Below are 24,050 nucleotides of genomic sequence, written 5' to 3'. Positions count from 1 at the left end.
CCGTGGGCGATGGGCGGCCGTTCTCCCGTTGTGGTTATTGCAGTTCCTCGATGGGGCCGACCGTGTAGTCGACGAAGACGACTTCGGCGCTGTCCTGGGTGGCGTCGAGGTCGATGATGCCGTCGATGGCCCAGTCATGATCGCCGTCGGAATCGTCGAGGATCTGTCGGACGTGCCAGGTGTGTTCGCTGATCTCACGCTTGGTGTCGAGGATGAAGTAGTCCTTCGAGCGCGCCTGCGCGTCGACGTTGATGTACTCGTGTTCGTCGTAGAGGTCGTCGAGCGTGTCCTCCCAGTCGCGCAGTCCCATGCCCCAGTTCTCGTCGAGTGCGGCGAGGGTGCGGGTGTCCTCCTTGTCGATGAGTTCGACGCGGTGGAAGAGGGCGTTGCGCACGAGGACGGTGAGTCCCCGGCGATCCTGGACCACGCTGTCGCGCGTGGGCGGCGCGGCGGTCGTGGCGGTCTCGTCGATGGTCTTGCCGGCGTTCTCCCATTCGTCGACGAGGCTGGAGTCGATGCCACGCACGATGACGCGCAGCCAGGCGATGATGTCGTCAAGCTGGTCGTCGCACTTCTCGGGAGGTACGGTGCGTTCGAGTGCGCGGTAGGCGTCGGACAGGTAGCGCAGCAGCGTGCCTTCGGACCGGGCGATGCCGTATCTGGCGATGTATCCGGTGAAGTCGGACGCGGTTTCGATCATGTCGCGCAGCACGGATTTGGGGCTGAGCCAGTAGTCGTTGGCCCAGGGCACGTCCTTGCGGTATTGGGTGAACGCCGCGTCGAGCATGTCCTCGAGCGGCTTCGGATAGGTGATCTCCTGAAGCCTGTCCATGCGTTCGTCGTAGTCGAGGCCATCGGCCTTCATGTCGGCGAGCGCCTTGTCGCGGGCCTGGCGTTCCTGTGCTCGCAGAACCTGTCGAGGATCCTCGAGCGTGGCCTCGACCATGGAGATCACGTCGAGGGCGTAGGTGTCGCTTTCGGGGTCGAGCAGTTCGAGCGCGGCAAGCAGGAAGGGAGAGAGCGGCTGGTCGAGGGCGAAGTCCTCGGGCAGGTCGACGGTGGTGTAGTAGTCGACGGTGCCGTCGGGATTGGTCTCGCTTTCGATGACCTGCGTGTCGATGAGGGTCTGGAAGATCTCGTCGGCGCGGTCGTGGAGCTTCTCCTTCTGCTGCGGGGTCTGTGCGGAGTCGTCGATGAGGTCGTTGACCCGTGCGCGTGCGTCACCGCCCTGTTCGACTTCGGCGAGGACCATCGAGTGGGTGATGCGCATGTGCGGGGTGAGGGTTTCCGGCGGCTGATCGATGAGCTTGTCGAAGGTGGCGTTGTTCCAGGTGACGAAGCCCTCGGGAGCCTTCTTGCGCTTGACCTTCTTGAGTTTCTTCGGATCGTTGCCGGCCTTGGCGAGGGCGCGCGCGTTCTCGATCTCGTATTCGGGAGCCTCGGCGATGACGAGGCCTTCAGTGTCGAATCCTGAGCGCCCGGCACGGCCTGCGATCTGATGGAATTCGCGGGCGCGCAACCGGCGCATGCGGGATCCGTCGAACTTGGTCAACTGGGTGAGGATCACGGTGTGGATGGGCACGTTGATGCCCACGCCAAGCGTGTCGGTGCCGCAGATGATGGGCAGGAGCCCCTGCTGGGCGAGCTGTTCGACGAGACGACGGTAGCGGGGCAGCATGCCGGCGTGGTGCACACCGATGCCGGTGCGCAGGAGTCGCTGCAGGATCTTGCCGAACGCGGTGGTGAACCGGGTGCCCTTGATGGCCTCCGCGATGCGGGCGCGCTGCTCCTTGGTGGTGACGCCGGCGCTGGAGAGCGCCTGCGCGGTCTCCAATGCGGCGTCCTGGGAGAAGTGGACGACGTATACGGGCGATTCGCCGCGACGCATGGTCAGTTCTACGGTGGAGGCGAGCAGCGTGTCGACGTATTCGTAGCTGAGCGGGATGGGCCGCTTGGCGTCATCGACGATGGCGACGTCGGCGCGCGTGTGCTTTTCCAACGTGTCGGCGATGCCGGTCACATCGCCGAGCGTGGCGCTCATAAGCAGGAACTGCGTGTGGGGCAGGGTGAGCAGCGGCACCTGCCAGGCCCATCCGCGTTCGGGGTCGCCGTAGTAGTGGAATTCGTCCATGGCCACGCAGCCGATATCGGCGCGCTCGCCTTCGCGCAGCGCTTGGTTGGCGAGGATCTCGGCGGTGCAGCAGATGACCGGGGCGTCGGCGTTGATGTGCGTGTCGCCGGTGATCATGCCGACGTTGTCACGACCGAGCGTGGCCACGAGGTCGAAGAACTTCTCGGATACCAACGCCTTGATCGGCGCGGTGTAGTAGGAGCGGCGGCCCGTGCACAGGGCGGCGAAGTGCAGTCCCAGCGCGACCAGGGACTTGCCTGATCCGGTGGGGGTGGAGAGGATCACGTGGTCGCCGGCGAGCAGCGACATGATCGCCTCCTCCTGATGGGGCCATGGGGTGATGCCCCGTGATTCCACCCATGAGAAGAAACGGTCGTAGATGGCGTCGGCGTCGAGGTTGCGGTCGTCATCGCCGTACCCCGGTATCAATTCCTGTAAAGTCCCTTGTTCCACCCGATCAAGTCTAGCGGGTGGCGTCGGCCGGCGGTGTTTGCCGGCCGACGCATCCGTCCGCCATGCTATTTGCACAGTCGCCGCCTGGCCGCGTCGATGTCGAAGTCGGCGGCAGGCCAGGACAGATCCATGCTTTTCAGTGTCACGCGCAGCAGTTCGGAGACCACGGCCCGGGAGTACCAGCGGTTGTCGGCCGGTACGATGTACCAAGGCGCGTAGGCGGTGCCGGTCTGTTCGAACACCTCCTGCCATGCGGCCATGTAGTCGTCCCAGCGGTCGCGCGCATCCAGATCGGATTCGTCGAACTTCCAGTATTTGGTTGGATCGTCGAGCCGTTCGAGGAACTGCTTGCGCTGTGCTTCACGGGAGACGACGAGGAAGATCTTGATGATCGCGCATCCGTCGGCGACCAGATCCTTCTCGAATCGCCGGATCACCTCATAGCGGGGACGCCACACATCCTCATCCATGGTGTGATACACGTTGGGCATCACCACGTCCTCGTAGTGCGACCGGTCAAAAATGGAGATCCAGCCATTTGAGGGAAGTTCCCGACGCACGCGCCAGAGAAAGTCGTGCGCCTTCTCCTCTTCGGTGGGCTTGCCGAACCCGTGGTAGTGAATGCCCATCGGGTTGACCTGACGGAACACATGGCGCACGATGCCGCCCTTGCCGGAGGCGTCCATGCCCTGCAACACGATGAGCAGCCGACGACGGCCGTCGGCCGAACCGTTGGCGTACAGCAGACTCTGGTATCGGGCGATCTCGGTGGAGCTCAACGCAATGAACCGCTCCCCCTCGGTGCTTGTGGCGTGAAAGCCCGGCGTGGACGATCCCTTGACGTCGGACAGGTCCGTCACGCCCTCGCCGAATCGCAGGCGGGTCGACGGATGCTTGCTCCACACCGAGCTCAGCAATGCCGACGTCTGGCTGGCCAGCTCCAGTCGTTCCTGCAACGACTTCTGCCGTTTGATGGCCTTGTCGAGTCCGCGACTGGAATCGGATGCGCTTTTCAGCGTGCTGTTGATGTACCGGGCGTCTCCCATGACAGCCTCCTCCACGTTGAGTTCGTGCAGACCACTGTAGTCGCTTCGACCCTGTTGCGACGGCATATCCCATCATGTGTTTCCGGTCCGGGAGCGGTCGGCGCCGCCGGAACGGAGAAAATCGATGAGGGTCTGGGCATAGGACACGCCAGTGTCCCGGTAGTCACTGCCGGAAAGGAAGTCCAAGAAGCCATCCCCTCCCGTGAGCAGGAAGCTGTTGCCCGCCACAAGGATCATCTGGTCGTCGTCGACGGGCTTGCCATCGATCCGCAGCTCCCTGACCGTCGCGGTGTGGCCGGAGAACGATACGTCGGCGGACACGTTTGACGACACGCCCAACGCCGTACGATGCCAGACGCCGTCACGGCCGCGTTTCCACTGTCTGGCGATCAGATGTTTGACGTGGGCGCCGTCAAGGACGATCGTTGCGTTGTCGAACTGAAGCGCCATCATGTCACGTGCCTCACGGACGGTGATCGTACCGTCACCGTTCAGGTCGAGCGCCCGCGTACGCAGACTACCGGGATTGGAGAATCCGATTCGGGCATCGGCGCTCCCCCGAATGCGCCGCGCCCCGTCAAGGGCCGCATCGGCCACGATCGTGTTCAACGCGTCACGTCCCCGTTCGCCGGTCTTGTCGTACGGCTGATCCACCTTCGCGACGGGAACGTCGCCATTGGCGTGAGCGAACGCGTTCGCGGCACGCACGATGTCGCCCGCCCGTCGGTCGATCGTCGAATCGGATTTCGCCGATGCCGTGCGCATGGCGGTATCGGCGCGTTTCTGCAATGGGGCATCGAACGCGTTCCGTACGGTCACGTGGGAATCACATCCGCTCCCGGAGACGAGCAGATCCTGCACCGCGACGGCATTGCCGTAGCTGCCGGCTTCGATGATGGGCGCACCGGAACGGGTGTGCCGTCCAGTCTTGTTCGCGTGCGTGTGCCCGGCATAGACGAGATCGACATTGCCGTCCAGCCCGGTCCCATCCTTGGCAATGGTGTCCGCATCATCATGGATGAGCGCCACCACGACGTCGGCCTCCCCATTGGATTCGTCGCCGTCGGAAAGCCGGTCGGCCACGCGATTGATACTACGCACGGCGGTGTCGTTCAGTTGCACATCCTTCATGACGCTTGCAGACAGCACCGAGGAAAGACGATCGGTGACCGCTCCGACAAAGGCGACGCGAGTGCCGTTGATGGTGCGTATGGCGTAATCGTGAAGATTGGAGAACCGTTTCGTGCGCGTCACGTTGGCGGCAAGCCAGTCTATGCCATTGCCGGGCGCGGCGATCCTGTCGTTGAAGTCGTCAACGCCGCGATCCAGCTCATGATTGCCCATGGCGCTGACGGTCAGCCCCCATACGCCGGCCATGTCAAGCGTGGGCCGGTCCCGTTGGACGGCCGACGGGTATGGGGATCCGCCCACGAGATCCCCCGCCGACACGAACACCGTGTTGCCGGGATTGTGCCGCCGCGCCTGTTCCAGTTCCGATTCGACCCATTCCCCATGCTCGATATGTCCGTGGAAATCGGTGATGTCCGCTATGGTGACCGTGCGCTCGTCCTCGACCGCCGAGGCCGGCCGAGACACGATCGTGCCGGTAAGCAGCACCGCCATCGTGAGAATCGTCGCGATTCCCGTTACATGCGTCCGGCCGACATACGGGCCTTCGCTCCGCTTGCTCTCGAAAACCACATGATCACGGTATCGAGGCAAGATGGCCGTCAGTGGTCGGCGATCGGACGTGTCGGCGACGACGACGTGAACTTCCATCGACGTGCCATACGGGTCAGGCTCGTGCACGGCATATCGATGCGATCGAGCCGGACAACGTCCGATACGCCACGTCATGCCATCCGGTCTCGCACAGCATCGCCGCCACGCCGGCCCTGCCCTTCCATGCATCGATCGAAACGTCGAGATACCGGTAGGCGTCGCCGTTGCCTCCGAGCAGGTCGCCCAATGCCGGCAGTACGATCGCACGATACCGTTCATAGATCACCCGCCAGACCGGATCGTTCGGAGTATCGAAATCGAGCACGATGATAGGGGCTCCTGGCCGGCATACGCGACGCATATCGGCGAGCGCGGAACGAGGGTCGGGCATGTTGCGCAGCCCGTACGATGTGGTGACCGCGTCGAATTGCCGGTCGGCGAATGGTAGGCGCTGCGCGTCGCAGCATTCGTATCGGATGGGAGGCCGCGTGGCACGCCGATCCTCGGCTTCCTTCCGCCGGGCGACGTCGAGCATGCCGGGACTGATGTCGCAGCCCGTGACTATGGCCCCGCGGTTGGCGAGCGCGCGTGAGGACGTGCCGGTTCCGCATGCCACGTCGAGGATTTCCCTGCCGCCGAGTCCGTGACAGGCCCGTTCGAGTTCGTCGGTCACCGTGCGACGCCACATCCGGTCCCTGCCCAGAGATGCCAGGTCGTTGATCAGGTCGTAGTGGCGTGCGATTCGCGAGAACATGGCCGCCTGCCGTTCCGGATTCTTGGCCGATGATTCGTAAGTGTGCATGTCGTCACGATACCGCGTAATCCGACTCGTCACGTCGGTCTCCCATGCCGGGCTCGTCGGTCTGTAGCTACGACAAAGGGGCTCGCACCACGGAAGCGGTGCGAGCCCCTTTGGGGAGGATGTGCATCAGATCTTGGGTTTGCCGCCGATGTCGGTGTGTCCCTTGCCGATGTCGTTGCCGTGCTTGAACGACGCGGCGCCGAACCGGTGGTGGTCGCCGGAGAAGCTCTTCTTGGACTCGTGGGAGGCCTCGGTCTTCTTCGGCGTCTTTTTCGCCTTTTCGCCGGTCGCCGGTTCGACCTGGCTTTCCGGATGGGTCTCGTCATACCCCTGCTCGTAGCGAGTGCGACGCCAGTTGTGGATTGACGCGTTCGTGCCGCGGTGATGGGCGTGGTACTTGCGCGGGGTGCCGCCGAGCGGCAGCTCCTTCATCTCCTTGGCCACGGCGATCTGGTTGACATTGGACGGGTCCATCACCGCGATGGGCGCGACCGGCTCGGTGTCCACGGGGGCGGCGGTGCGCTTCTGCATGTGCTCGGGCAGCCATTCGGCCAGACGGGACAGCAGCCAGCAGGCGAAGAAGTAGACGATGCCGGCCACGACCAGGGTCTGCAGAATGTTGAAGTACATGGATCCGAGTCGACGGGACTCCTGCAGCAGGTCAGTGTACATGATGATCGAACCGAGCGCCGTGTCCTTGAGCACGACGACGAGCTGGGTGACGGCGGCCGGCAGCATGGCGGTCACCGCCTGCGGCACCTCGATCTGCATGAGCGATTCGGTGCGGGTCAGACCCAGCGCGAGCGCGGCCTCCCGCTGGCCGCCGGGTAGGTTGCCCACGCCGGAGCGAACGAGCTCGGCCACGACGGAGCCGTTGTAGAGCACCAGGGCCAATACGACCGCCCAGTAGGAGGGGGCGGCCATGCCGGCGAACGCGAACCAGCGCCAGAAAAAGATCATGAGCAGCAGCACCGGCACCGCGCGACAGAATTCGACGATCACGGAAGAGACCAGTCGGATGATCACGTTCGGCAGGAGTCGACCGATGCCGAACAGCAGGCCGAACGCCACGGATCCTACGACGGCGAGCACGGACGCCTTGATGGTCATCCACAGGCCAGGCAGGTAGAAGTCGGTCCACGCCTCCTTCTCGAGCGCGGGCTTCCACAGCTCCCAGCTGAGCTGGTTCTCGCCGTCCGGAGGATTGTGCAGGCGCATGAGGATCAGCAGGAGAATCACGGCGAAGCACAGGCCCGCCACCCAGTTGATGATCGTGATACGGCGGCGGCCCTTGGGACCGGGCTGGTCGAACAGGACGGATGATGAGGTGTTGTTCATGGCGGTCACCTTCTCACTGCGAGCTTGTTGGACAGGAACGTGGTGAGCATGCCGATCGGGATGATCAGGATCACGTATCCGAACGCGAAGATCAGGAAAATCGAGACGATCACGTCGGGATGGTATTCGATCATCTCGCTCATCAGCGAGGAGGTTTCGGTGGCCACGGATGCGGCGGCCGCCACGGTGGAGTTCTTCAGCAGAGCGATGAACGTGTTACCGAGCGGCGCGACGGAACCGCGGAACGCCTGCGGCAGGATGATCTGCGTGGCGGACTGCATGAAGCTCAGTCCCAGTGCGCGTGCGGCCTCGGCCTGGCCGATCGGGACGGTGTTGATGCCCGATCGCAGCGATTCGCAGACGAACGCCGCCGTGTACAGGCTCAGACCGGTCACGGCCAGCCAGAAGAAGTTCGTGGCGAACGTGTCGGAGAAGGTGAGCTTGAGCTGCGCATAGGCGCCGAGCACCATGAACACCATGATGATGGTCAGCGGCATGTTCTTGAAGAACTCGACGTAGCCGCCGGCCACGGCGCGCATGGAACCGATCGGCGAGATGCGCATCATGACGAGGATGACGCCGAGGATGAGGGAGAAGAGCGCGGACCAGAGCGTCAGCTCGATGTTGACGAGGAACGCGGCGGGAATGTTGTATTCACTGAACAGGCTGATGAAGCTTTGCATGTCACTCCCCCTCCGTGGGTTTCGGCGGGTTGTATTCGGCGTTCGGCTTGTAGCCGGTACCCTTGGTGTTGTCCGCGACCGCACGCTGCCAGGCGCCGTCCTCGATCATGGACTCGATGGCGGCGTTGATCTTCTTGGCGAACGCCTTGTCGCCCTTCTTGATGCCCACGCCGTAGTATTCCTGGGTGAACGGCTTGCCGACCACCCTGAGCTTGCCGCGCGACGCCGAGGCGAGGCCGGCGAGGATGATGTCGTCGGTGGTCACCGCGTCCACGATGCCGGAGAACAGCGCGGTGGCGCATTCGGCGTATCCGGGCTGCTCCATGAGCTGAACCTCGTTGGCGAACTTCTCCTTGACGGTGGTGGCGGACGTCGAACCGGTCACCGAGCACAGGCGCTTGCCGTTGAGGTCCTCCGGCCCCTTGATGGAGGTGTCGTCCTTGCGGACAAGCAGGTCCTGTCCCGCGACGAAGTACGGACCGGCGAACGAGACGGCGTTCTTGCGCGCGTCCGTGATCGAATACGTGGCGAGGATCATGTCCACATCGCCGTTCTGCAGCATGGCCTCACGCTGCTTGGACGGCGCCTCCTTCCACACGATCTGGTCTTCGGAGTATCCAAGCTGCCTGGCCACATACTTGGCCACGTCAACGTCGAATCCCACGTAGGTTCCGGACTTCTTGAAGCCGAGTCCGGGCTGGTCGAACTTGATGCCGATGCGGATCTTGCCCGCTTCCGCGTCCGACCCGCAGGCGGCCAGGGAGACCAGGCACGCCAACGCGCACAGGCACGCCAACGCCTTTCGTCCCAGCCGTCGCAGGCTGAAGGTCATTGCATTCATTGTGTTTTCTTCACTCGTTTTCCTCCGCCGCATCCACGTACGGCGGTCTGTCAATCGATGCGGTACGTGATGCTCAGTGCGTGAGGATCTTCGACAGGAAGTCCTTGGCACGGTCGGTCTTCGGATGGTCGAAGAACTCGTCCGGCGACGCCTCCTCGAGGATCTCGCCATCGGCCATGAACACGATGCGGTCGGCGGCGCGGCGGGCGAAGCCCATCTCGTGGGTGATGCAGATCATCGTCATGCCCTCATGGGCCAGTTCGATCATCACGTCAAGCACCTCGTTGACCATTTCCGGGTCAAGGGCCGATGTCGGCTCGTCGAACAGCATGACCTTGGGCTGCATGGCCAGTGCACGGGCGATGGCAACGCGCTGCTGCTGGCCGCCGGACAGCTGGGAGGGCATCTTGTTGGCCTGGGAGTCCACGCCGACGCGGGCAAGCAGGTCCATGGCCAGATCCTCGGCCTCCTTCTTGTCCATGTGGCGCACACGCATGGGGGCCAAGGTCACATTTTCGAGAATGGTCTTGTTGGCGAACAGGTTGAACGACTGGAACACCATGCCCACTTCGGCACGCAGGTTCGCCAGTTCCTTGCCCTCCTGCGGCAGCGGCTTGCCGTCGATGCGGATATCACCGGAATCGATAGTCTCCAGACGGTTGATGGTGCGACACATGGTCGACTTGCCAGAGCCGGAGGGGCCGACGACGACCAGAACCTCGCCCTTGGTGACTTTCAGATTGATGTCCTTGAGGACATGGAGATCGCCGAAATGCTTTTCGACGTGGGTGAGTTCCACAAGCGGGCGCTCGGCGTCCTTGGTGTTGTTCAGAATCTTCTCTTCAGACATACGGGCAGTATAGCCTATGCCTATTTCAATCGATTGACCCGGCTCGATGGGTGGAATCGGGCGGGCCGCCGACCCTCCGACTCCACCAGCGATGCGACGCTATGCCTGCCCGGGGCGGGGCTTGCCGAGTCCGTCCACGATGCGCGCTCCGGGAATGTGGTTGAAGATCGCGCCGTTCATCACGAGTTTGGAGGGGCGGATGCCGGATCCGAGATAGAGTTCGGGAATATCAAGAACGCGGCGGTCGACGAGCAACGGCCATTCGGCGGGCAGTCCGATCGGCGACATGCCGCCGGATTCCATGCCGGTGGCCTCCACAGCTGCAGCGATGGGCGCGAAGGACACCTTGCTGACCTCGAGCGTATGCTTGACCAGTCCGTTGAGGTCGGCCCGGGTGTCGGCCGTGACGAACGCGGCCGCGAACTGCGGCGGGGCCTTACGGGTCTTGTGCGTGTGGACGACCACGACGTTGCCGGTGGTCTCGAAGGGGATGCCGTATTTCGGGCACCACAGGTCGGTGTCCGACTCCTCGTCGGTGTTCTCGGTAACGCCGATGACCAGATGCTCGTCCACGCCCGAAGCGATCAGGTCGTTCAACGCATCGAACACCGGCTTCGCCAGCAGACGGCCATCATGCCAGTCCAGTATCTCCAAAGCCATACGTTCCCCCATTCCCGGCTTTCCGATTCACGACTGGTACCGAATATAACGAAAGCGCCACCGGCACATGCCGATGGCGCTATTCGCATTGTCTATGAACCGTTATCGACCGCGATCAGTCTTCGTCTTCCTCGGGATCGTAGTCGACGCCGGTTTCGGCGCGCTGCTCGTCCGAGATCGGGGCCGGGGCACCGGTCAGCGGGTCACGGCCACCGCCGGCCTTCGGGAAGGCGATGACGTCACGGATGGAGTCGGCGCCGGCGAGGATCGACACGGTGCGATCCCAGCCGAGAGCGATGCCGGCGTGCGGCGGGGCACCGAACTTGAAGGCGTCGAGGAGGAAGCCGAACTTCTCCTTGGCCTCCTCGGGATCGATGCCGAGGACGTTGAGGACACGGTCCTGGATGTCGTCGCGGTGGATACGAACGGAGCCGCCGCCCATCTCCTCGCCGTTGCAGACGATGTCGTAGGAGTCGGACATGGCGTGCTCGGGATCCTGATCGAACTTGTCGATCCAGTCCGCGGACGGCATGGTGAAGGGGTGGTGCATGGAGGTCCACTTGGAGTGGCCGACCGCCACATCGTCGTCGTCCGGATCGTCGGTGGGCTTGAACAGCGGGAAGTCGACGACCCAGGTGAAGGCGAACTTCTTCGGATCGAGCAGGCCCTGACGGCGGGCGATCTCGACGCGGACGGCGCCGAGCAGCAGCTGAGAGGACTCGCGGGAGCCGGCGGCGAAGAACACGGCATCGCCGGGCTGGGCGCCAACGGCCTCGCGCAGGCCTTCGCGCTCGGCGTCGGAGAGGTTCTTGGCCACCGGACCCTTGAGGGTGCCGTCGGCGGTGAACTGCACGTAGGCAAGACCCTTGGCGCCGCGCTGACGGGCCCAGTCCTGCCAGGCGTCGAACTTGCGACGGGGCAGGTCGGCGGCACCCTGGTAGACGACGGCGCCCACGTACGGGGCCTGGAACACGCGGAACGGCGTGTTCTTGAAGTAGTCGGTCAGTTCGACGATCTGGTTGCCGAAACGCAGATCGGGTTTGTCGGAGCCGTACTTGTCCATGGCGTCCTGCCAGGAGATGCGGGCGATCGGCAGCTGGATGTCGTATCCGGCGGACTTCCAGATGGCGGCGATGACCTTCTCGGCCATGGCCATGACGTCTTCCTGATCGACGAAGGCCATCTCCATGTCGAGCTGGGTGAACTCGGGCTGGCGGTCGGCGCGGAAGTCCTCGTCGCGGTAGCAGCGGGCAAGCTGATAGTAGCGCTCCACGCCGGAGACCATGAGCAGCTGCTTGAGCAGCTGCGGGGACTGCGGCAACGCGTACCAGGAACCGGGCACCAGACGGGCCGGCACGACGAAGTCGCGGGCGCCTTCCGGGGTGGACTTGATGAACGTCGGGGTCTCGACCTCGGTGAAGTCCATCTCCTCGAGCGCGTGGCGTGCGGCCTTGGCCATGTCGGAGCGCAGCTTGAGGTTGTGCTGCATGGAGGGACGACGCAGATCGAGATAACGGTACTTGAGACGCACGTCCTCGCCGGGCAGCTTGTTCTCGGACTCGTTCTCGAGCGCCGTGGACACCTGGAAGGGCAGCGCGTCGGACTTGGCGAGCACCTTGAGGTCCTCGACGACGACCTCGATCTTGCCGGTGGCGAGATGATCGTTCTCGTTGCCTTCCGGGCGCAGGCGCACCTCGCCGGTGATCTGCACGACGAACTCGCTGCGCAGCGGGCGGGCCACCTCCTCGTCGTAGATCACGACCTGCACCAGGCCGGTGTTGTCGCGCAGGTCGATGAAGGCGACGCCACCGTGGTCGCGGCGACGATCGACCCAGCCCGCGAGGGTGACCTTCTGGCCCACCAGGGCTTCGGTCACTTCGGTCGCATGATGTGTTCTGTAAGCCGTCTGGCTCATCTTCCGTCCTTTGTTGTCGGTTCCCCGTGATGAACAGTCACGCGGAAATTGTTCGGATCAAATGCGGATCAGTCCCCGTATTCGACGGTCTGCCGGGAGTACACAGTATCCGGCTGCCACGACGTGCGGTCGGCCGCCTCCTGGTCTCCGGTGATGATGTTCTTCACCTCGTCGCCGGCACCCTCCCGGCCCGGGAACCATACGTACGGGATGCCCAGCTTGTCGGCGTACTTGATCTGCTTGCCAAGCTTGGCTGCGGTGGGGGCCACGTCGGTGGCGATGCCGCGCGAGCGCAGGGCCTCGGCGATGCGGTTGGCCTCGCCACGCTCCTCCTCATTCCATACGGCCACGAGCACGGCGGCCGGCGACTGACGGTTCGCATGGGCGCCGGCGGTGTGCAGCATGTAGGAGACCAGTCGGGACAGTCCGATGGACAGGCCCACGCCCGGATACTTCTTCTTGCCCTGGGTGGCGAGATTGTCGTAACGTCCGCCGGAGCAGATCGAGCCCAGGGACGCGGCGCCGTCGAGGAAGGTCTCGTATACGGAGCCGGTGTAGTAGTCCAGTCCGCGGGCGATCTTCAGATCGGCCACCACGGAACCCGGTCGGATGCGCGCCGCCTCGTCCACGATCATGGCGAGCGTGGCGAGTCCCTCCGCGGCCAGGGCGTATGCGTCGGAGGATTCCTCGATGCCGTGCTTGGCGCACAGCGCGCGGAATTCACGTTCCAGCTCCTCGCCGGTGGACGCGCTCAGCTCGGCTAGCTCGAGGCATGCCTTCGCCTGGGCCTCGGTAGCACCGCACTCGGAGATCAGCAGCTTGGACACCTCATCGGCGCCGATCTTGTCGAGCTTGTCGATCTCGCGAAGCACGCCTTCGATGTCATCGAGGCCGAGACCGCGGTAGAAGCCCTCGGAGAGCTTGCGGTTGTTGGCGTGCACGGTGGCCTTGGGCAGGCCGAACGCGCGCAGCGCCTCGAGTGCGGACACCATGACGAGCGGAAGCTCCACCTCGTAGTGGGAGGGGAGGTCCCCGTTGCCCACCACGTCGATGTCGGCCTGGATGAATTCGCGGAAGCGGCCCTCCTGGGGACGCTCGCCGCGCCAGACCTTCTGGATCTGCCAGCGCTTGAACGGGAACGCCACATCGCCGGAATGCTCGACCACATACCGGCTCAGCGGCACGGTGAGGTCGAAGTGCAGGCCGAGTCGGTCCTCAACCGGCGTGTCGTTTTCCTGTCCCACTTCCTGAAGTCGGCTCAGCAGGTAGATCTCCTTGCTGGTCTCGCCTTTCTTCAGGAGGCTGGAGCCCTGTTCCACGGCTCGGGTCTCGATGCCGAGGAATCCATTGAGTTCGAAAATCCTGCGGAGCGTGTCGATAGCCTGCTGCTCGACGACCCGTTCTTCGGGAAGCCACTCCGGGAAACCTGATAATGATGCGCCTTTTGCCACGAGTCCATATAATAGGTCTAGTTGTGGAAAAATCGTGACATTCGGTTCTTCCCAATCTCTCTCACGCAAGAACACAAGGAGCTGGTCATGTCGGACGAGACTGCAACCACACCCGAGAACGTATCCGCCAACGCCCCGAAGGCCTCCGCGCCCTCGAAGGCGGCGCCGAAGCCGGCGGCCCCCAAACCGCACGCCCCCTCCCCCGCGGCCTTCGCCAAGAAGACGCCGAAGGTGGCTCCGGTCAAGAGCTCGTACTCCGACGAGGAGCTCGCCAAGGCCGAGGCGTTCGGGCGTGTCGCCGACGATGGCACCGTGTATGTGAAGGACGGCGACGGCGAACGCGAGATCGGTCAGTTCACCGAGGCCGGCGGCAACGATTCGGCGCTGCGCCTGTACGCCACCCGGTACCTCGATCTCAAGGCGAAGCTCGACTTCTTGGCCACCCGTCTGAAGTCGCAGAACGTCAAGCCGCACGACATCGATGATTCCCTCAAGCTGCTCGAGCAGGAGATCACGAATCCGCCGGTGGTGGGCGATATCGCCGCGCTGCGAACCCAGTTCGAGGAGCTCAAGGCCGCCGGTGCAGCCAAGAAGGAGGAGCTTGCGGCCGCCCGCAAGGCCGCCGTGGCCAAGGCGATCGAGGAGCGCACCGCCATCGTGGAGAAGGCCGAGGCTCTGGCCGCATCCCTGGGTGACAGCACGAACTGGCGTTCCACCGCGGACAAGTTCCGCGCTCTGTTCGACGAGTGGCAGGCCCATCAGCGTACCAGCGTGCGTATCGACAAGGCCCAGGCCGATGTGCTGTGGAAGCGCTTCTCCTCCGCTCGTACCGTGTTCAACCAGTCCCGCCGCAAGTGGGCTCAGAACCGCGATGCCGAGCGCGCCCGCGCCAAGAGCATCAAGGAAGCCATCATCGAGGAGGCGGATGGCATCAAGGACTCCACCGATTGGGGCGAGACCTCCCGCAAGTTCAACGAACTGATGGATCGTTGGAAGAAGGCCGGCCGCGCCGGACGCAACGACGACGACGCGCTGTGGGCCCGTTTCCGTGAGGCCGCGGACACGTTCTTCAATGCCCGTCAGGCCGATCGCGATCAGATCGACTCCAGCGAAAAGGAGAATCTCGCCGCCAAAGAGGCCCTGCTGGTCCGTGCCGAGGCCCTGCTGCCGGTGAAGGACGTCAAGGCCGCCAAGGAGGCCCGTCAGGCCCTGAGCAAGATTCAGGACGAATGGGATCAGATCGGCTACGTGCCGCGTGGCGATGTGCATCGCATCGAAAGCCGTCTCGATGCCGTGGAGAAGCAGATCAAGGCCGTCGAGGATGCCGAGTGGACGCAGTCCGATCCGGAGACCGACGCCCGAAAGTCCAGCTTCGAGGAGCAGCTGACCGCGCAGCTTGCGGAGCTGAGCGAGAAGATCGCCGCCGAGTCCGATCCGAAGAAGAAGGCCGCGCTCGAGGCCGAGAAGGCCACCAAGGAGCAGTGGCTCAACGCGGTGAAGTAGTCCGGCAAACGGCTCTCACCCGATAATCCCGATACTGATGAGGGGGTTCTTGAACGGTTCCGATTGGAAATCGTTCAGGAACCCCCTCATCGTGTATATGCATGCATCGGCACAAATGCGTACGACGTGTCCTACCGTGTGCCGACGAATCACGCGGAGTCCCGGCATGCATGGCCCGACAGGCACTGATCATTCGGGAAACTCCAAGGCGCACTTGACGAAGGGCGGGGAATGCATCATGCACTCCCCGCCCTTCGTTCACTCGCTGAACCTACGCGTTACATGTGCCGCAGTCGTGGCTCGGCACTGTCCTTGGCGCCGGTGATGCGATAGCAGTCGAACACGCCGTCGATCTTGCGCACGGCCGACAGCAACGTGTTGAGATGCTGCGGGTCGGCCATTTCAAAGACGAACTGGCTGGTGGCCACACGATCGTCGCCGGTGGAGATCGTGCCCGAGATGATGTTCACCCCATGGTCGGAGAGCATGCGAGTCACGTCACTGAGCAGATGCGGGCGGTCGAGCGCCTCGACCTGGATCTTCACCAGGAACGTGCCGTTCGTGCTGTTCCATGCCACTTCGACGATGCGATCACCCTGGTGCTTCTTCAGGTCGATGAGGTTCTGGCAGTCGGCACGATGCACGGATACGCCCTGGGCCTTGGTGATGAACCCGACGATGGCATCGCCGGGAACCGGCATGCAGCACTTGGCGAGCTTGACCCATACGTCGCTGACGCCCTTGACGGAGATGCCCGGCGTGTTGTCGACGTTACGGACCCGCTGCAGCGGCAGCGCCTCCTGTTCCACCTCGTCGTCCACTTCGGCGGGACCAACGTCCTTGACCAGACGCGAGATGACGTTCTGTGTGGAGACCTGTCCCTCGCCGATGGCGGCGAACACCGCATTCGGGTCGGGATAGTTGAGCTCCTCCGCCACACCGATGAGCGCCTCCGGCGTCAGCAGCGTCGAAATGGGCATATTGCGCTTGCGCATGGCACGCGTCAGTTCGTCGCGCCCCTCTTCGATGGCCTCGCTGCGGCGTTCCTTGCTGAACCACTGACGGATCTTGTTGCGCGCCTTGGGGCTCTTGACGAAGCTCAGCCAGTCGCGCGACGGACCGGCGGTATCGGATTTGGAGGTGAGGATCTCCACCGTGTCACCGTTGTCGAGCTTGGTGTCCAACGGGACCAGTCGTCCGTTGACACGTGCGCCCATGGTCCGATGACCGACCTCGGTATGCACCGCATACGCGAAATCCACGGGCGTCGCCTCGGCCGGCAGGGAGACGATCTTGCCCTTCGGCGTGAAGACGTAGACCTCCGCGGAACCAAGATCCTGCTTGAGCGAGCCGAGGAACTCATCGGAGTCCGGCGTCTCGCTGGTCCAATCGGCGAGCTGCTGGATCCACTTGAGGTTGTCGGCCTCGGACAGCTCCTTGTACTCGTCGTTGCTTTCACGCTGGCGATCGGACTTGTCGGGGGACGACAGCGCACGACCGGCCTGTCCGTTCTCCTTGTACTTCCAGTGGGCGGCGATGCCGAATTCCGCTCGCCGGTGCATGTCCCACGTGCGGATCTGGATTTCCACCGGCTTGCCACCGGGGCCCACCACGGTGGTGTGCAGGCTCTGGTACATGTTGAGCTTCGGCATGGCGATGTAGTCCTTGAACCGTCCGGGGACGGGGTTCCATCGCGCATGCACGGCGCCGAGCGCCGCATAGCAATCGCGGATCGAATCAACGATGATGCGCACACCCACCAGATCGTAGATGTTTTCGAAATCATGACCGCGCACGATCATCTTCTGGTAAATGCTGAAGTAGTCCTTGGGGCGACCCGTCACGTACGCCTTGACGTTCTGCTTTTTCAGATCGGCGTTGACCTCTTCGAGGATCTGCTTGAGATACACCTCGCGCTGTCCGGCACGCCTGGCGACAAGCACGACGATCTCGTTGTAAATCTTCGGATGGAGCACCTTGAAGCTCAGCTCCTCGAGCTCGGTCTTGATGGCGTTCATGCCCAGACGGTTCGCTAGCGGCGCATACACGTCAAGAGTCTCCCGCGCCTTGCGCTGGGCGCTGGGGGTCTTGACGTACCGCCAGGTGCGGGCATTGTGCACGCGATCGGCCAGCTTGACCACGAGCACGCGGACGTCACGGCTCATGGCCACCACCATCTTGCGAATGGTCTCGGCCTGTGCGGAGTCGCCGTAGTCCATCTTGCTCAGCTTGGTGACGCCGTCGACGAGACCGGCCACGGTATCGCCGAATTCACGACGGCACTGGTCGAGCGTGTAGTCGGTGTCCTCCACCGTGTCGTGCAGCAGTCCGGCGGCCACGACCAGCGGCCCCATGCCCAGATCGGCGAGGATCTGCGCCACGGCCAGCGGATGGATGATGTACGGCTCGCCCGACTTGCGCCGTTGGGGCGCATGCTGGATCACCGCACGATCGTACGCACGCTGCAGAATCGACAGATCATCGTCGGGGTGGTGCAACTCGCACATCTGCCGGATGGGCAGTAGCGGATTGAGCGGATCGGCGCTGATCTCGCAGCCCAACTCATGCGCGGAGATATCCTTGGGCTTGTCATTGCCTTGTTCGGCCATAATGCTCTCCTCTCCTACGCGGCTGTGGTGGTGCCCATTGTAATGAGTTTCCCCGCGAACCGTCGCATTCGCGCCCCGTTTTGCGGGGCGCGGCATTCGTCAGGAATTGACTCCCGTGGAGCCGAACCCGCGTTCGGCACGATCGGAACCGGGCAGTCGTTCGGCTTCGATGAAGCGTGCTTCGACGTAACGCTGGATGACCAATTGGGCGATCCGGTCTCCCGGCTCGAAGACCACGGTGTGTTCGGGGTCGAGGTTGATCAGCGGAACCTTGATCTCGCCGCGGTATCCGGCGTCGATCGTTCCAGGCGCGTTCAGCACGGTGACACCCTGCTTGACCGCCAGACCGGAACGGGGGTGGACGAGTCCCACATACCCCGCGGGAAGAGCCATGGCCACTCCCGTGGGAACCAAGGCGCGCTCGAACGGTCTGAGTTCCACCCGTTCCGTGGTCCGCAGGTCGGCGCCCGCATCACCGCCGTGTGCATAGTGCAGGTCGATGGGCTCGCCGGTCAGCGACTTGACGAGCACCTCCACGTTTTCGGGACCGTTGTACGTCTCGTCGTATGCCATATCAGCCGGCGCACTCCTCGCAGACGGGGTCGCCGTCATCGGTGGTGTAGGCCAGCTGGCTGCGGTGCTTGACCAGGAAGCATTCGGAGCAGATGAACTCGTCACCCTGCATCGGAATGACGGTCACAGACGAGTCCTCGTTGCTCAGATCGGCACCGGGCAGCTCGTAGTCCTCGGCGATGGCGTTCTCATCGTCGTCGATGTCGCCGGCCTGATTCTGCCTCGAGCTCTTGCCCAGGGCCTCGATGGACTCCTCGTCCTCGTCCTTGCTTCTGGGGGTATCGTAATCCTGTGCCATGATGGGACTCCTTTCCTTTTTCGAAAGACATTGGTGTCATGTTCTGCGCCATAGGATACACGATTTCAAATACCCGCAAAATTCCGACACGTGGGGCACAATAGATGTATCAGTGATCTTTGTAGGAAGTCGGGTGCCTGTATGTCGGATGAAACGCTCAAGGTGGCGCATTTCGAACGTGTCGATAAGAACGGCGATCTGGTCTTCTCCATGGACGGCCATTCCTTCCTCGTACGTATCGACGACCGTCTCGAACAAGGCATTCTCGCCAGCAAGCAGATTCGGGTGGAACGTGGAGACGCCCCGGATCCCCAGTCCACCGCCACGATCCCCATCTCCATGATCCAGTCGATGATCCGCGCGGGGGCCAGTCCCAGCGAGGTGGCGAAGAACTATTCCGTAAGCGAAGTGCTGGTGCGGCGTTTTGCCCAGCCGGTGGAGACGGAGAAGAAGTACGCCATCAATCAGTTCTTCTCCGCCCCCGCCTCGACCACGTCGCGCAGCCGCAGTGTGCTTGACGTGGTCGAGGCGTCGCTGCGCGCGGCCCATATTCCCATGGATACGGTTCGCTGGTCCGCCACTCGGCATACCCGCGAACCGTGGAGGATCCATGCGTCGTTCGAGACCGCGGGACGTCTGATCAAGGCGGAATGGGCATGGGACATGCGCGACAATTCGGTCACGCCCATGAACACGACGGCGGGCATGCTGCTCAAGGCGAAACGCTTTGAACCGAACGGCGGGGAGCCGGATGAATCCCATTCCGTCTTCGGCCGTTCCCCGGACGTCAAGAACTCCGTAAATGATGTCCATATTTCGGACAGCAACGGCGATTCCTCCTCATCGCCGAACGATTCGTCGTCATCTTCCGCGACGCAGTCTCCCGCGGATGCGCCGACGACCGCCCGCAATGCCGACGATCATAACGCCGCCGGCGGCGCACCGACCACCGGCGACTGGCTCTACGGGGACAAGACCGACAACGGCAAGCACGGGCAGACGGCCCAATCCGCACAAAGCGACGTCAAGACCGACGATCAGGTTTCGCCACTGGTGCCCAACGCACAGACCGACGGGCACGCCGACGGCACCGATGCCGCTCCTGCCAAGCCGCGCCGCAAGAGCCGCCGTTCCGCGGTGCCCAGTTGGGACGAGATCCTGTTCGGCGAATAATCGCTCGACGTATGACGGGCGAACGTGCGAACGTCCGAACGCGATCAGGCCACGTCGATCAGCAGAGGAATATCCATCTCCGCCGATGTCTGGGAACCATGCACGGACGGCAGTCTGGTCGCCTTGTCGGTCTGAATGCGCGAGTCCACGATGGTCGTCCGCCCTGCGGCGCTGACCAGCACGTCGCCGATCATCGGTAGCACACGCGGTTCGACCGGTCCGTAGACGCCCTCGGCCACGGCCTCGTCACGAGTGCGGACCAGAGCGCTGTCGCCAAGACGCTCACGCCAGCGGGAGGCCACCTCATCCGCGGGCTGATCGGGTTCGAGATACAGCATGAGCGCCCGGGGCTCCCCTCCCACGGCACGAACGCCATGGGACAGCATGGGCTCATGGGCGATGTCGATGCGCCGGTCGGGGTCGGTGGAGATCATGCCATGATCGGCGGTGATGACGATCAACGTTCCCTTGGGCACGCTGCGACTGAGCAGTCCCAACTGGGCGTCGATACGTTCGAATGCGCCGATCCACCGATCGGAATTCCAGCCATAGTTGTGCCCGGTCTTGTCGGCGTCGCGAATATACAGATAGGTCAGGCCGGGGGTCCGTGCGGCCTTGGCCGCGGCGAGCACACGATCCCGCGGCAGTACGTTGGAGATGTAGTCGGCGCCTCGGAATGCCGCCTGGGTCAGTGGCGATGAGGCGAACTTCGGCAGTCCGGACGAAGTGACCCGTACGCCCTCGGCGGCAAGCCGTTCGAAGATCGTCGGCTGGCGCTGCAGCTCCTGCGGGTCGGGAGCGTCCTTGAATTGGATGAGCTGGCAGATGGTGTCGGTACGCACGTTCAATTGGGTGTATCCGGTCATGGCGGTCAGCCCGGGGCACGTACCCGTGCCGAACGTGCTCATGGCGGCCACCGTGGTACTGGGATAGCAGGTGGAGATCGGTCTCGAACAAGCCGAGTCGTCGAGCAGCGAACGCAGATACGGCGCATGGCCGCGGCGCATGGCAAGATTCCAGAAGCCGAGTCCGTCGACCAGCACGATGATCGCGCTGGAGGCCTCGGGCAGACCGAGTTGCTCGCGGGCGAGCCTGGGATCGGTATGAACCGGCGTCGGCATGGGATGCCCGATGGCCGCGCTGAGCGCCGGCAGCACCGCGCTCAGGTGTCGGGCTCCTCCGCGACCCTGATCGTTCCGGTCGTCGTATCGTACGGTCGGCTGCAGCCTCAGCAGCTCGTTCGGGTCGGGCACTTCCACACTCATGCCTTCCATTGAACCACTGCTTCCCGTCAAGTCGTCGTAATATGGATGGTTGATTCACGTTCGCAAAGGAGTTCAAGCGTTGGCCACCAAGCATAAGACCAAGCCGTCGTTCGATCCTCGCACGGTGCGGGAGAACATCGTCGATACGCCGCTTAATGAGGAGATGAGCCGCTCATTCCTCGAATATGCGTATTCGGTGATCTACGCCCGCGCGCTGCCGGACGCGCGTGACGGTCTCAAGCCGGTGCAGCGTCGCATCATCTACCAAATGGGAGAGATGAATCTGACTCCGGATCGTTCGTATATGAAGTCGGCACGCGTGGTGGGCGAGGTGATGGGCAAGCTCCACCCGCACGGTGATTCCGCGATCTACGAGGCCATGGTCCGTTTGGCGCAGCCGTTCGCCATGCGCCTGCCGCTGGTTGACGGCCATGGCAATTTCGGCTCGCTTGACGACGGGCCGGCCGCCTCCCGATACACCGAGGCCCGTCTGGCGCCCGCGGCACTGGGCATGAATGCCGACATCGACGAGGACACGGTGGGATTCCGCCCGAACTACGACAACAAGCTGCAGGAGCCGGAGGTGCTGCCGGCGGCGATTCCGAATCTGCTGGTCAATGGTTCGTCCGGCATCGCGGTGGGCATGGCCACGAATATGGTGACCCATAATCTTGGCGAGGTGGTGGCCGCCGCGAAGCATCTGATGGCACATCCCGATGCGTCGGTGGACGACCTGATGAGGTATGTGCCCGGTCCGGATCTGCCCGGCGGCGGCATCATCATCGGACGCGAGGGCATTCGCGAAGCCTATGAGAACGGACGTGGCTCGTTCGTCACGCGTTCGGTGACGCATGTGGAGAACATCACGGCGCGCAAGAAGGGCATCGTGGTGACCGAACTGCCGTTCATGGTGGGCCCCGAGAAGGTGCTTGAGCGTATCTCTGAGGGGGTGAAGAACAAGAAGCTCGAGGGCATCACTGGCGCCATCGATCTTACCGATCGTCATAACGGCACGCGTCTGGTGATCGAAGTGAAGACCGGCTTCAATCCGGAGGCCGTGCTCGCACAGCTGTTCAAGCACACTCCGCTGCAGGATTCGTTCACGATCAACAACGTGGCGCTTGTGGACGGCCGCCCGCACACCATGGGACTTCGCGAGCTGCTGCAAGTGTGGATCGACCATCGCCGTTCCGTGGTACGCCGACGCAGCGCCTATCGCAAGCGCAAGGCCGAGGAACGCCTGCATCTGGTGGAGGGCCTGTTGCTGGCCCTGATCGACATCGACGAAGTGATTCAGGTGATCCGAGGATCCGAGGACGCCGACGCGGCAAAGACCCGTTTGATGGCGGTGTTCGAACTTGACGACATTCAGGCGCAGTACATCCTTGATCTGCGCCTGCGCCGCCTGACCCGGATGAGCCGCATCGAGCTGGAGGCCGAACGTGATGATCTTCGCCGCCGCATCGAGGAACTTGACGAGATCCTCGGATCCGACGAGAGACTGGATCGTGTGGTGATCGACGAAATGGATCAGGCCGTGGCCAAGTGGGGCACGCCCCGTCGCACGGTGCTGCTGGACGCTTCCCCGAGCGGTGAGCTCTCCCCCGTGCACAGCGAGGCCGTGATCTCCTCCGCCGATCATGCCGCCAATGCCGAAACTGCCATCAGCGGCGCCAAGGGCATGGCCCGTGCGACGCAGGCGGCGCAACAGGCGGCGCAGACCGCACAGCATGGTACAGCGTCGTTGACGATCAGCGACGAACCGTGTACGGTCCTGCTGTCCGCTTCCGGTCTGATCGCCCGTAGCGGGGAAAGCGCCCTCGACGCCTTGGCCTCCCGTGGTCCACAGACCAAACGGAACGCGAACGACGAGATTGTTTCGGCCTTCCGTACCACCACCACGTCGGATTACGGTCTGGTGACCTCGGCCGGCCGATTCGTGCTGGCGCATGTGTCCGATCTGCCGACATTGCCCACGACCGTCGAGCCGAACGTCTCGGGCGGTGTCGCCGCCGACGAGCTGCTGACGATGACGGAAAGCACCGAGCCGATCAGCGGCGAGCATGTGATCGCCGCGGTGGCGTTGGATGACGATCGTCCGCTGGCCATCGGCACGCGGGGCGGAGTGATCAAGCGCTGGAATCGGGAATCCCCCACCACGATGGATTCCTGGAGCGTCATCGACCTCAAGAATGACGATGTCGCGCTCGCCGCGGCACCGGCCGCCGACGAGGATCGATTGGTGTTCGTCTCCTCGGATTCCTCGCTGCTGACCTTTGATGCCGGCAATGTACGTGCTCAGGGCCGCAACTCCGCAGGTATGGCGGGCATCAGGCTCGCCGAGGGATGTCATGTGGCCGCGTTCGCGGTCGTGCCCGCAGGCAAACTCGCATGGACGACGTCGGAGGACGAGAACGGCGAGCCTCTGTATTCGGGCGCCGTGGTACTGACCGTCGCCGGCGATTCCGAGGCGTTGGAGGGCACGGAGAACGGCAGCGCGAAGGTCACGCCGTTGGAGCTGTATCCGACCAAGGGGCGCGGCACCGGCGGCGTACGATCCCAGCGGTTCCTCAAGGGACAGAACACGTTGTTGCTGGCTTGTGTGGGGTCGTGGCCGCTGCTGGCTTCGACTTCATCCGGAACGCCGGTCTCGCTGCCCGCACCGGACATGCGTCGTGATGGCTCCGGCGTGGATCTGGACGCCCCTATCGTCTTCGTCGCATGAGTCGTCTCTGAG

General features: G+C 63.5%; 18 protein-coding genes. 3 read left to right on the top strand and 15 right to left on the bottom strand.

The annotated features are described in order from the left end of the window. Positions 1-34 precede the first annotated feature (34 nt). From D2E23_RS07200 to hisS, 11 genes are all read right to left on the bottom strand, one after another. The gene (locus D2E23_RS07200) at positions 35-2,584 is read right to left on the bottom strand and encodes a DEAD/DEAH box helicase (RefSeq protein WP_126030273.1); all 2,550 of its coding nucleotides are present in this window, start codon (positions 2,582-2,584) and stop codon (positions 35-37) included. A 65-nt stretch (positions 2,585-2,649) separates the two neighbouring features. Beyond that, positions 2,650-3,630 (bottom strand): PPK2 family polyphosphate kinase, encoded by a 981-nt coding sequence (locus D2E23_RS07195; protein ID WP_164520730.1) that lies wholly within the window; start codon positions 3,628-3,630, stop codon positions 2,650-2,652. A 72-nt stretch (positions 3,631-3,702) separates the two neighbouring features. Continuing rightward, positions 3,703-5,253, bottom strand: a complete 1,551-nt coding sequence (locus D2E23_RS07190) for a bifunctional metallophosphatase/5'-nucleotidase (RefSeq protein WP_164520726.1) — start codon at positions 5,251-5,253, stop codon at positions 3,703-3,705. A 172-nt stretch (positions 5,254-5,425) separates the two neighbouring features. Continuing rightward, entirely contained in the window at positions 5,426-6,187 is a 762-nt protein-coding gene (locus D2E23_RS07185; RefSeq protein ID WP_126030270.1) for a ubiquinone/menaquinone biosynthesis methyltransferase, read from the bottom strand. 93 nt (positions 6,188-6,280) lie between these two features. Next, positions 6,281-7,492 (bottom strand): amino acid ABC transporter permease, encoded by a 1,212-nt coding sequence (locus D2E23_RS07180; protein WP_126030269.1) that lies wholly within the window; start codon positions 7,490-7,492, stop codon positions 6,281-6,283. A gap of 5 nt (positions 7,493-7,497) precedes the next feature. After that, positions 7,498-8,175: an amino acid ABC transporter permease gene (locus D2E23_RS07175; RefSeq protein ID WP_093961397.1), complete on the bottom strand. Its 678-nt coding sequence runs from the start codon at positions 8,173-8,175 to the stop codon at positions 7,498-7,500. 1 nt (position 8,176) lies between these two features. Beyond that, the gene (locus D2E23_RS07170; RefSeq protein WP_126030309.1) at positions 8,177-9,007 is read right to left on the bottom strand and encodes a glutamate ABC transporter substrate-binding protein; all 831 of its coding nucleotides are present in this window, start codon (positions 9,005-9,007) and stop codon (positions 8,177-8,179) included. Between the two features lie 82 nt (positions 9,008-9,089). After that, positions 9,090-9,866 (bottom strand): amino acid ABC transporter ATP-binding protein, encoded by a 777-nt coding sequence (locus D2E23_RS07165; protein ID WP_126030268.1) that lies wholly within the window; start codon positions 9,864-9,866, stop codon positions 9,090-9,092. A gap of 99 nt (positions 9,867-9,965) precedes the next feature. Beyond that, the gene (locus tag D2E23_RS07160; protein WP_206432014.1) at positions 9,966-10,526 is read right to left on the bottom strand and encodes a YbaK/EbsC family protein; all 561 of its coding nucleotides are present in this window, start codon (positions 10,524-10,526) and stop codon (positions 9,966-9,968) included. Between the two features lie 115 nt (positions 10,527-10,641). After that, positions 10,642-12,441 carry an aspartate--tRNA ligase gene (gene aspS / locus D2E23_RS07155; RefSeq protein ID WP_126030267.1) on the bottom strand — a complete coding sequence of 600 codons (1,800 nt, stop codon included), beginning with the start codon at positions 12,439-12,441 and terminating at the stop codon, positions 10,642-10,644. A gap of 68 nt (positions 12,442-12,509) precedes the next feature. Continuing rightward, entirely contained in the window at positions 12,510-13,892 is a 1,383-nt protein-coding gene (gene hisS, locus D2E23_RS07150) for a histidine--tRNA ligase (RefSeq protein WP_126030266.1), read from the bottom strand. 87 nt (positions 13,893-13,979) lie between these two features. Between hisS and D2E23_RS07145 the strand changes: the two genes are divergently transcribed. Beyond that, positions 13,980-15,395: a DUF349 domain-containing protein gene (locus D2E23_RS07145; RefSeq protein WP_126030265.1), complete on the top strand. Its 1,416-nt coding sequence runs from the start codon at positions 13,980-13,982 to the stop codon at positions 15,393-15,395. 278 nt (positions 15,396-15,673) lie between these two features. On the opposite strand, the gene D2E23_RS07140 is transcribed toward D2E23_RS07145, so the two are convergent. From D2E23_RS07140 to D2E23_RS07130, 3 genes are all read right to left on the bottom strand, one after another. Continuing rightward, positions 15,674-18,004: a RelA/SpoT family protein gene (locus D2E23_RS07140; protein ID WP_126030264.1), complete on the bottom strand. Its 2,331-nt coding sequence runs from the start codon at positions 18,002-18,004 to the stop codon at positions 15,674-15,676. A 99-nt stretch (positions 18,005-18,103) separates the two neighbouring features. Then, positions 18,104-18,577, bottom strand: coding sequence for a dUTP diphosphatase (gene dut, locus D2E23_RS07135; RefSeq protein ID WP_126030263.1), 474 nt, complete (start codon positions 18,575-18,577; stop codon positions 18,104-18,106). A 1-nt stretch (position 18,578) separates the two neighbouring features. Then, complete coding sequence (locus tag D2E23_RS07130; RefSeq protein WP_126030262.1) at positions 18,579-18,875, bottom strand: DUF4193 domain-containing protein; 297 nt, start codon at positions 18,873-18,875, stop codon at positions 18,579-18,581. A gap of 141 nt (positions 18,876-19,016) precedes the next feature. On the opposite strand from D2E23_RS07130, the gene sepH reads away from it, so the two are divergent. Then, positions 19,017-20,048, top strand: a complete 1,032-nt coding sequence (sepH, locus tag D2E23_RS07125; protein WP_126030261.1) for a septation protein SepH — start codon at positions 19,017-19,019, stop codon at positions 20,046-20,048. A gap of 44 nt (positions 20,049-20,092) precedes the next feature. Here the strand turns inward: sepH and D2E23_RS07120 are convergent, their stop codons facing one another. Then, positions 20,093-21,313, bottom strand: coding sequence for an alkaline phosphatase family protein (locus tag D2E23_RS07120; RefSeq protein WP_126030260.1), 1,221 nt, complete (start codon positions 21,311-21,313; stop codon positions 20,093-20,095). Between the two features lie 79 nt (positions 21,314-21,392). Between D2E23_RS07120 and D2E23_RS07115 the strand changes: the two genes are divergently transcribed. Further along, the gene (locus D2E23_RS07115) at positions 21,393-24,038 is read left to right on the top strand and encodes a DNA gyrase/topoisomerase IV subunit A (protein WP_240541568.1); all 2,646 of its coding nucleotides are present in this window, start codon (positions 21,393-21,395) and stop codon (positions 24,036-24,038) included. Positions 24,039-24,050: the final 12 nt, after the last annotated feature.

Source organism: Bifidobacterium callimiconis (assembly GCF_003952005.1).
GTDB lineage: Bacteria > Actinomycetota > Actinomycetes > Actinomycetales > Bifidobacteriaceae > Galliscardovia > Galliscardovia callimiconis.
This window is presented reverse-complemented; position numbering and strand designations above follow the sequence as displayed.

Bases quoted from the DNA above. Each gene is read 5' to 3' on its own strand.
- D2E23_RS07145 (WP_126030265.1), top strand. From the start codon at position 13,980: ATGTCGGACGAGACTGCAACCACACCCGAGAACGTATCCGCCAACGCC.
- D2E23_RS07130 (WP_126030262.1), bottom strand. From the start codon at position 18,875: ATGGCACAGGATTACGATACCCCCAGAAGCAAGGACGAGGACGAGGAG.
- D2E23_RS07195 (WP_164520730.1), bottom strand. From the start codon at position 3,630: ATGGGAGACGCCCGGTACATCAACAGCACGCTGAAAAGCGCATCCGAT.
- dut (WP_126030263.1), bottom strand. From the start codon at position 18,577: ATGGCATACGACGAGACGTACAACGGTCCCGAAAACGTGGAGGTGCTC.
- aspS (WP_126030267.1), bottom strand. From the start codon at position 12,441: ATGAGCCAGACGGCTTACAGAACACATCATGCGACCGAAGTGACCGAA.
- D2E23_RS07160 (WP_206432014.1), bottom strand. From the start codon at position 10,526: ATGGCTTTGGAGATACTGGACTGGCATGATGGCCGTCTGCTGGCGAAG.
- D2E23_RS07180 (WP_126030269.1), bottom strand. From the start codon at position 7,492: ATGAACAACACCTCATCATCCGTCCTGTTCGACCAGCCCGGTCCCAAG.
- sepH (WP_126030261.1), top strand. From the start codon at position 19,017: ATGTCGGATGAAACGCTCAAGGTGGCGCATTTCGAACGTGTCGATAAG.
- D2E23_RS07120 (WP_126030260.1), bottom strand. From the start codon at position 21,313: ATGAGTGTGGAAGTGCCCGACCCGAACGAGCTGCTGAGGCTGCAGCCG.
- D2E23_RS07165 (WP_126030268.1), bottom strand. From the start codon at position 9,866: ATGTCTGAAGAGAAGATTCTGAACAACACCAAGGACGCCGAGCGCCCG.
- D2E23_RS07190 (WP_164520726.1), bottom strand. From the start codon at position 5,253: ATGGCGGTGCTGCTTACCGGCACGATCGTGTCTCGGCCGGCCTCGGCG.
- D2E23_RS07140 (WP_126030264.1), bottom strand. From the start codon at position 18,004: ATGGCCGAACAAGGCAATGACAAGCCCAAGGATATCTCCGCGCATGAG.
- D2E23_RS07175 (WP_093961397.1), bottom strand. From the start codon at position 8,175: ATGCAAAGCTTCATCAGCCTGTTCAGTGAATACAACATTCCCGCCGCG.
- D2E23_RS07170 (WP_126030309.1), bottom strand. From the start codon at position 9,007: ATGACCTTCAGCCTGCGACGGCTGGGACGAAAGGCGTTGGCGTGCCTG.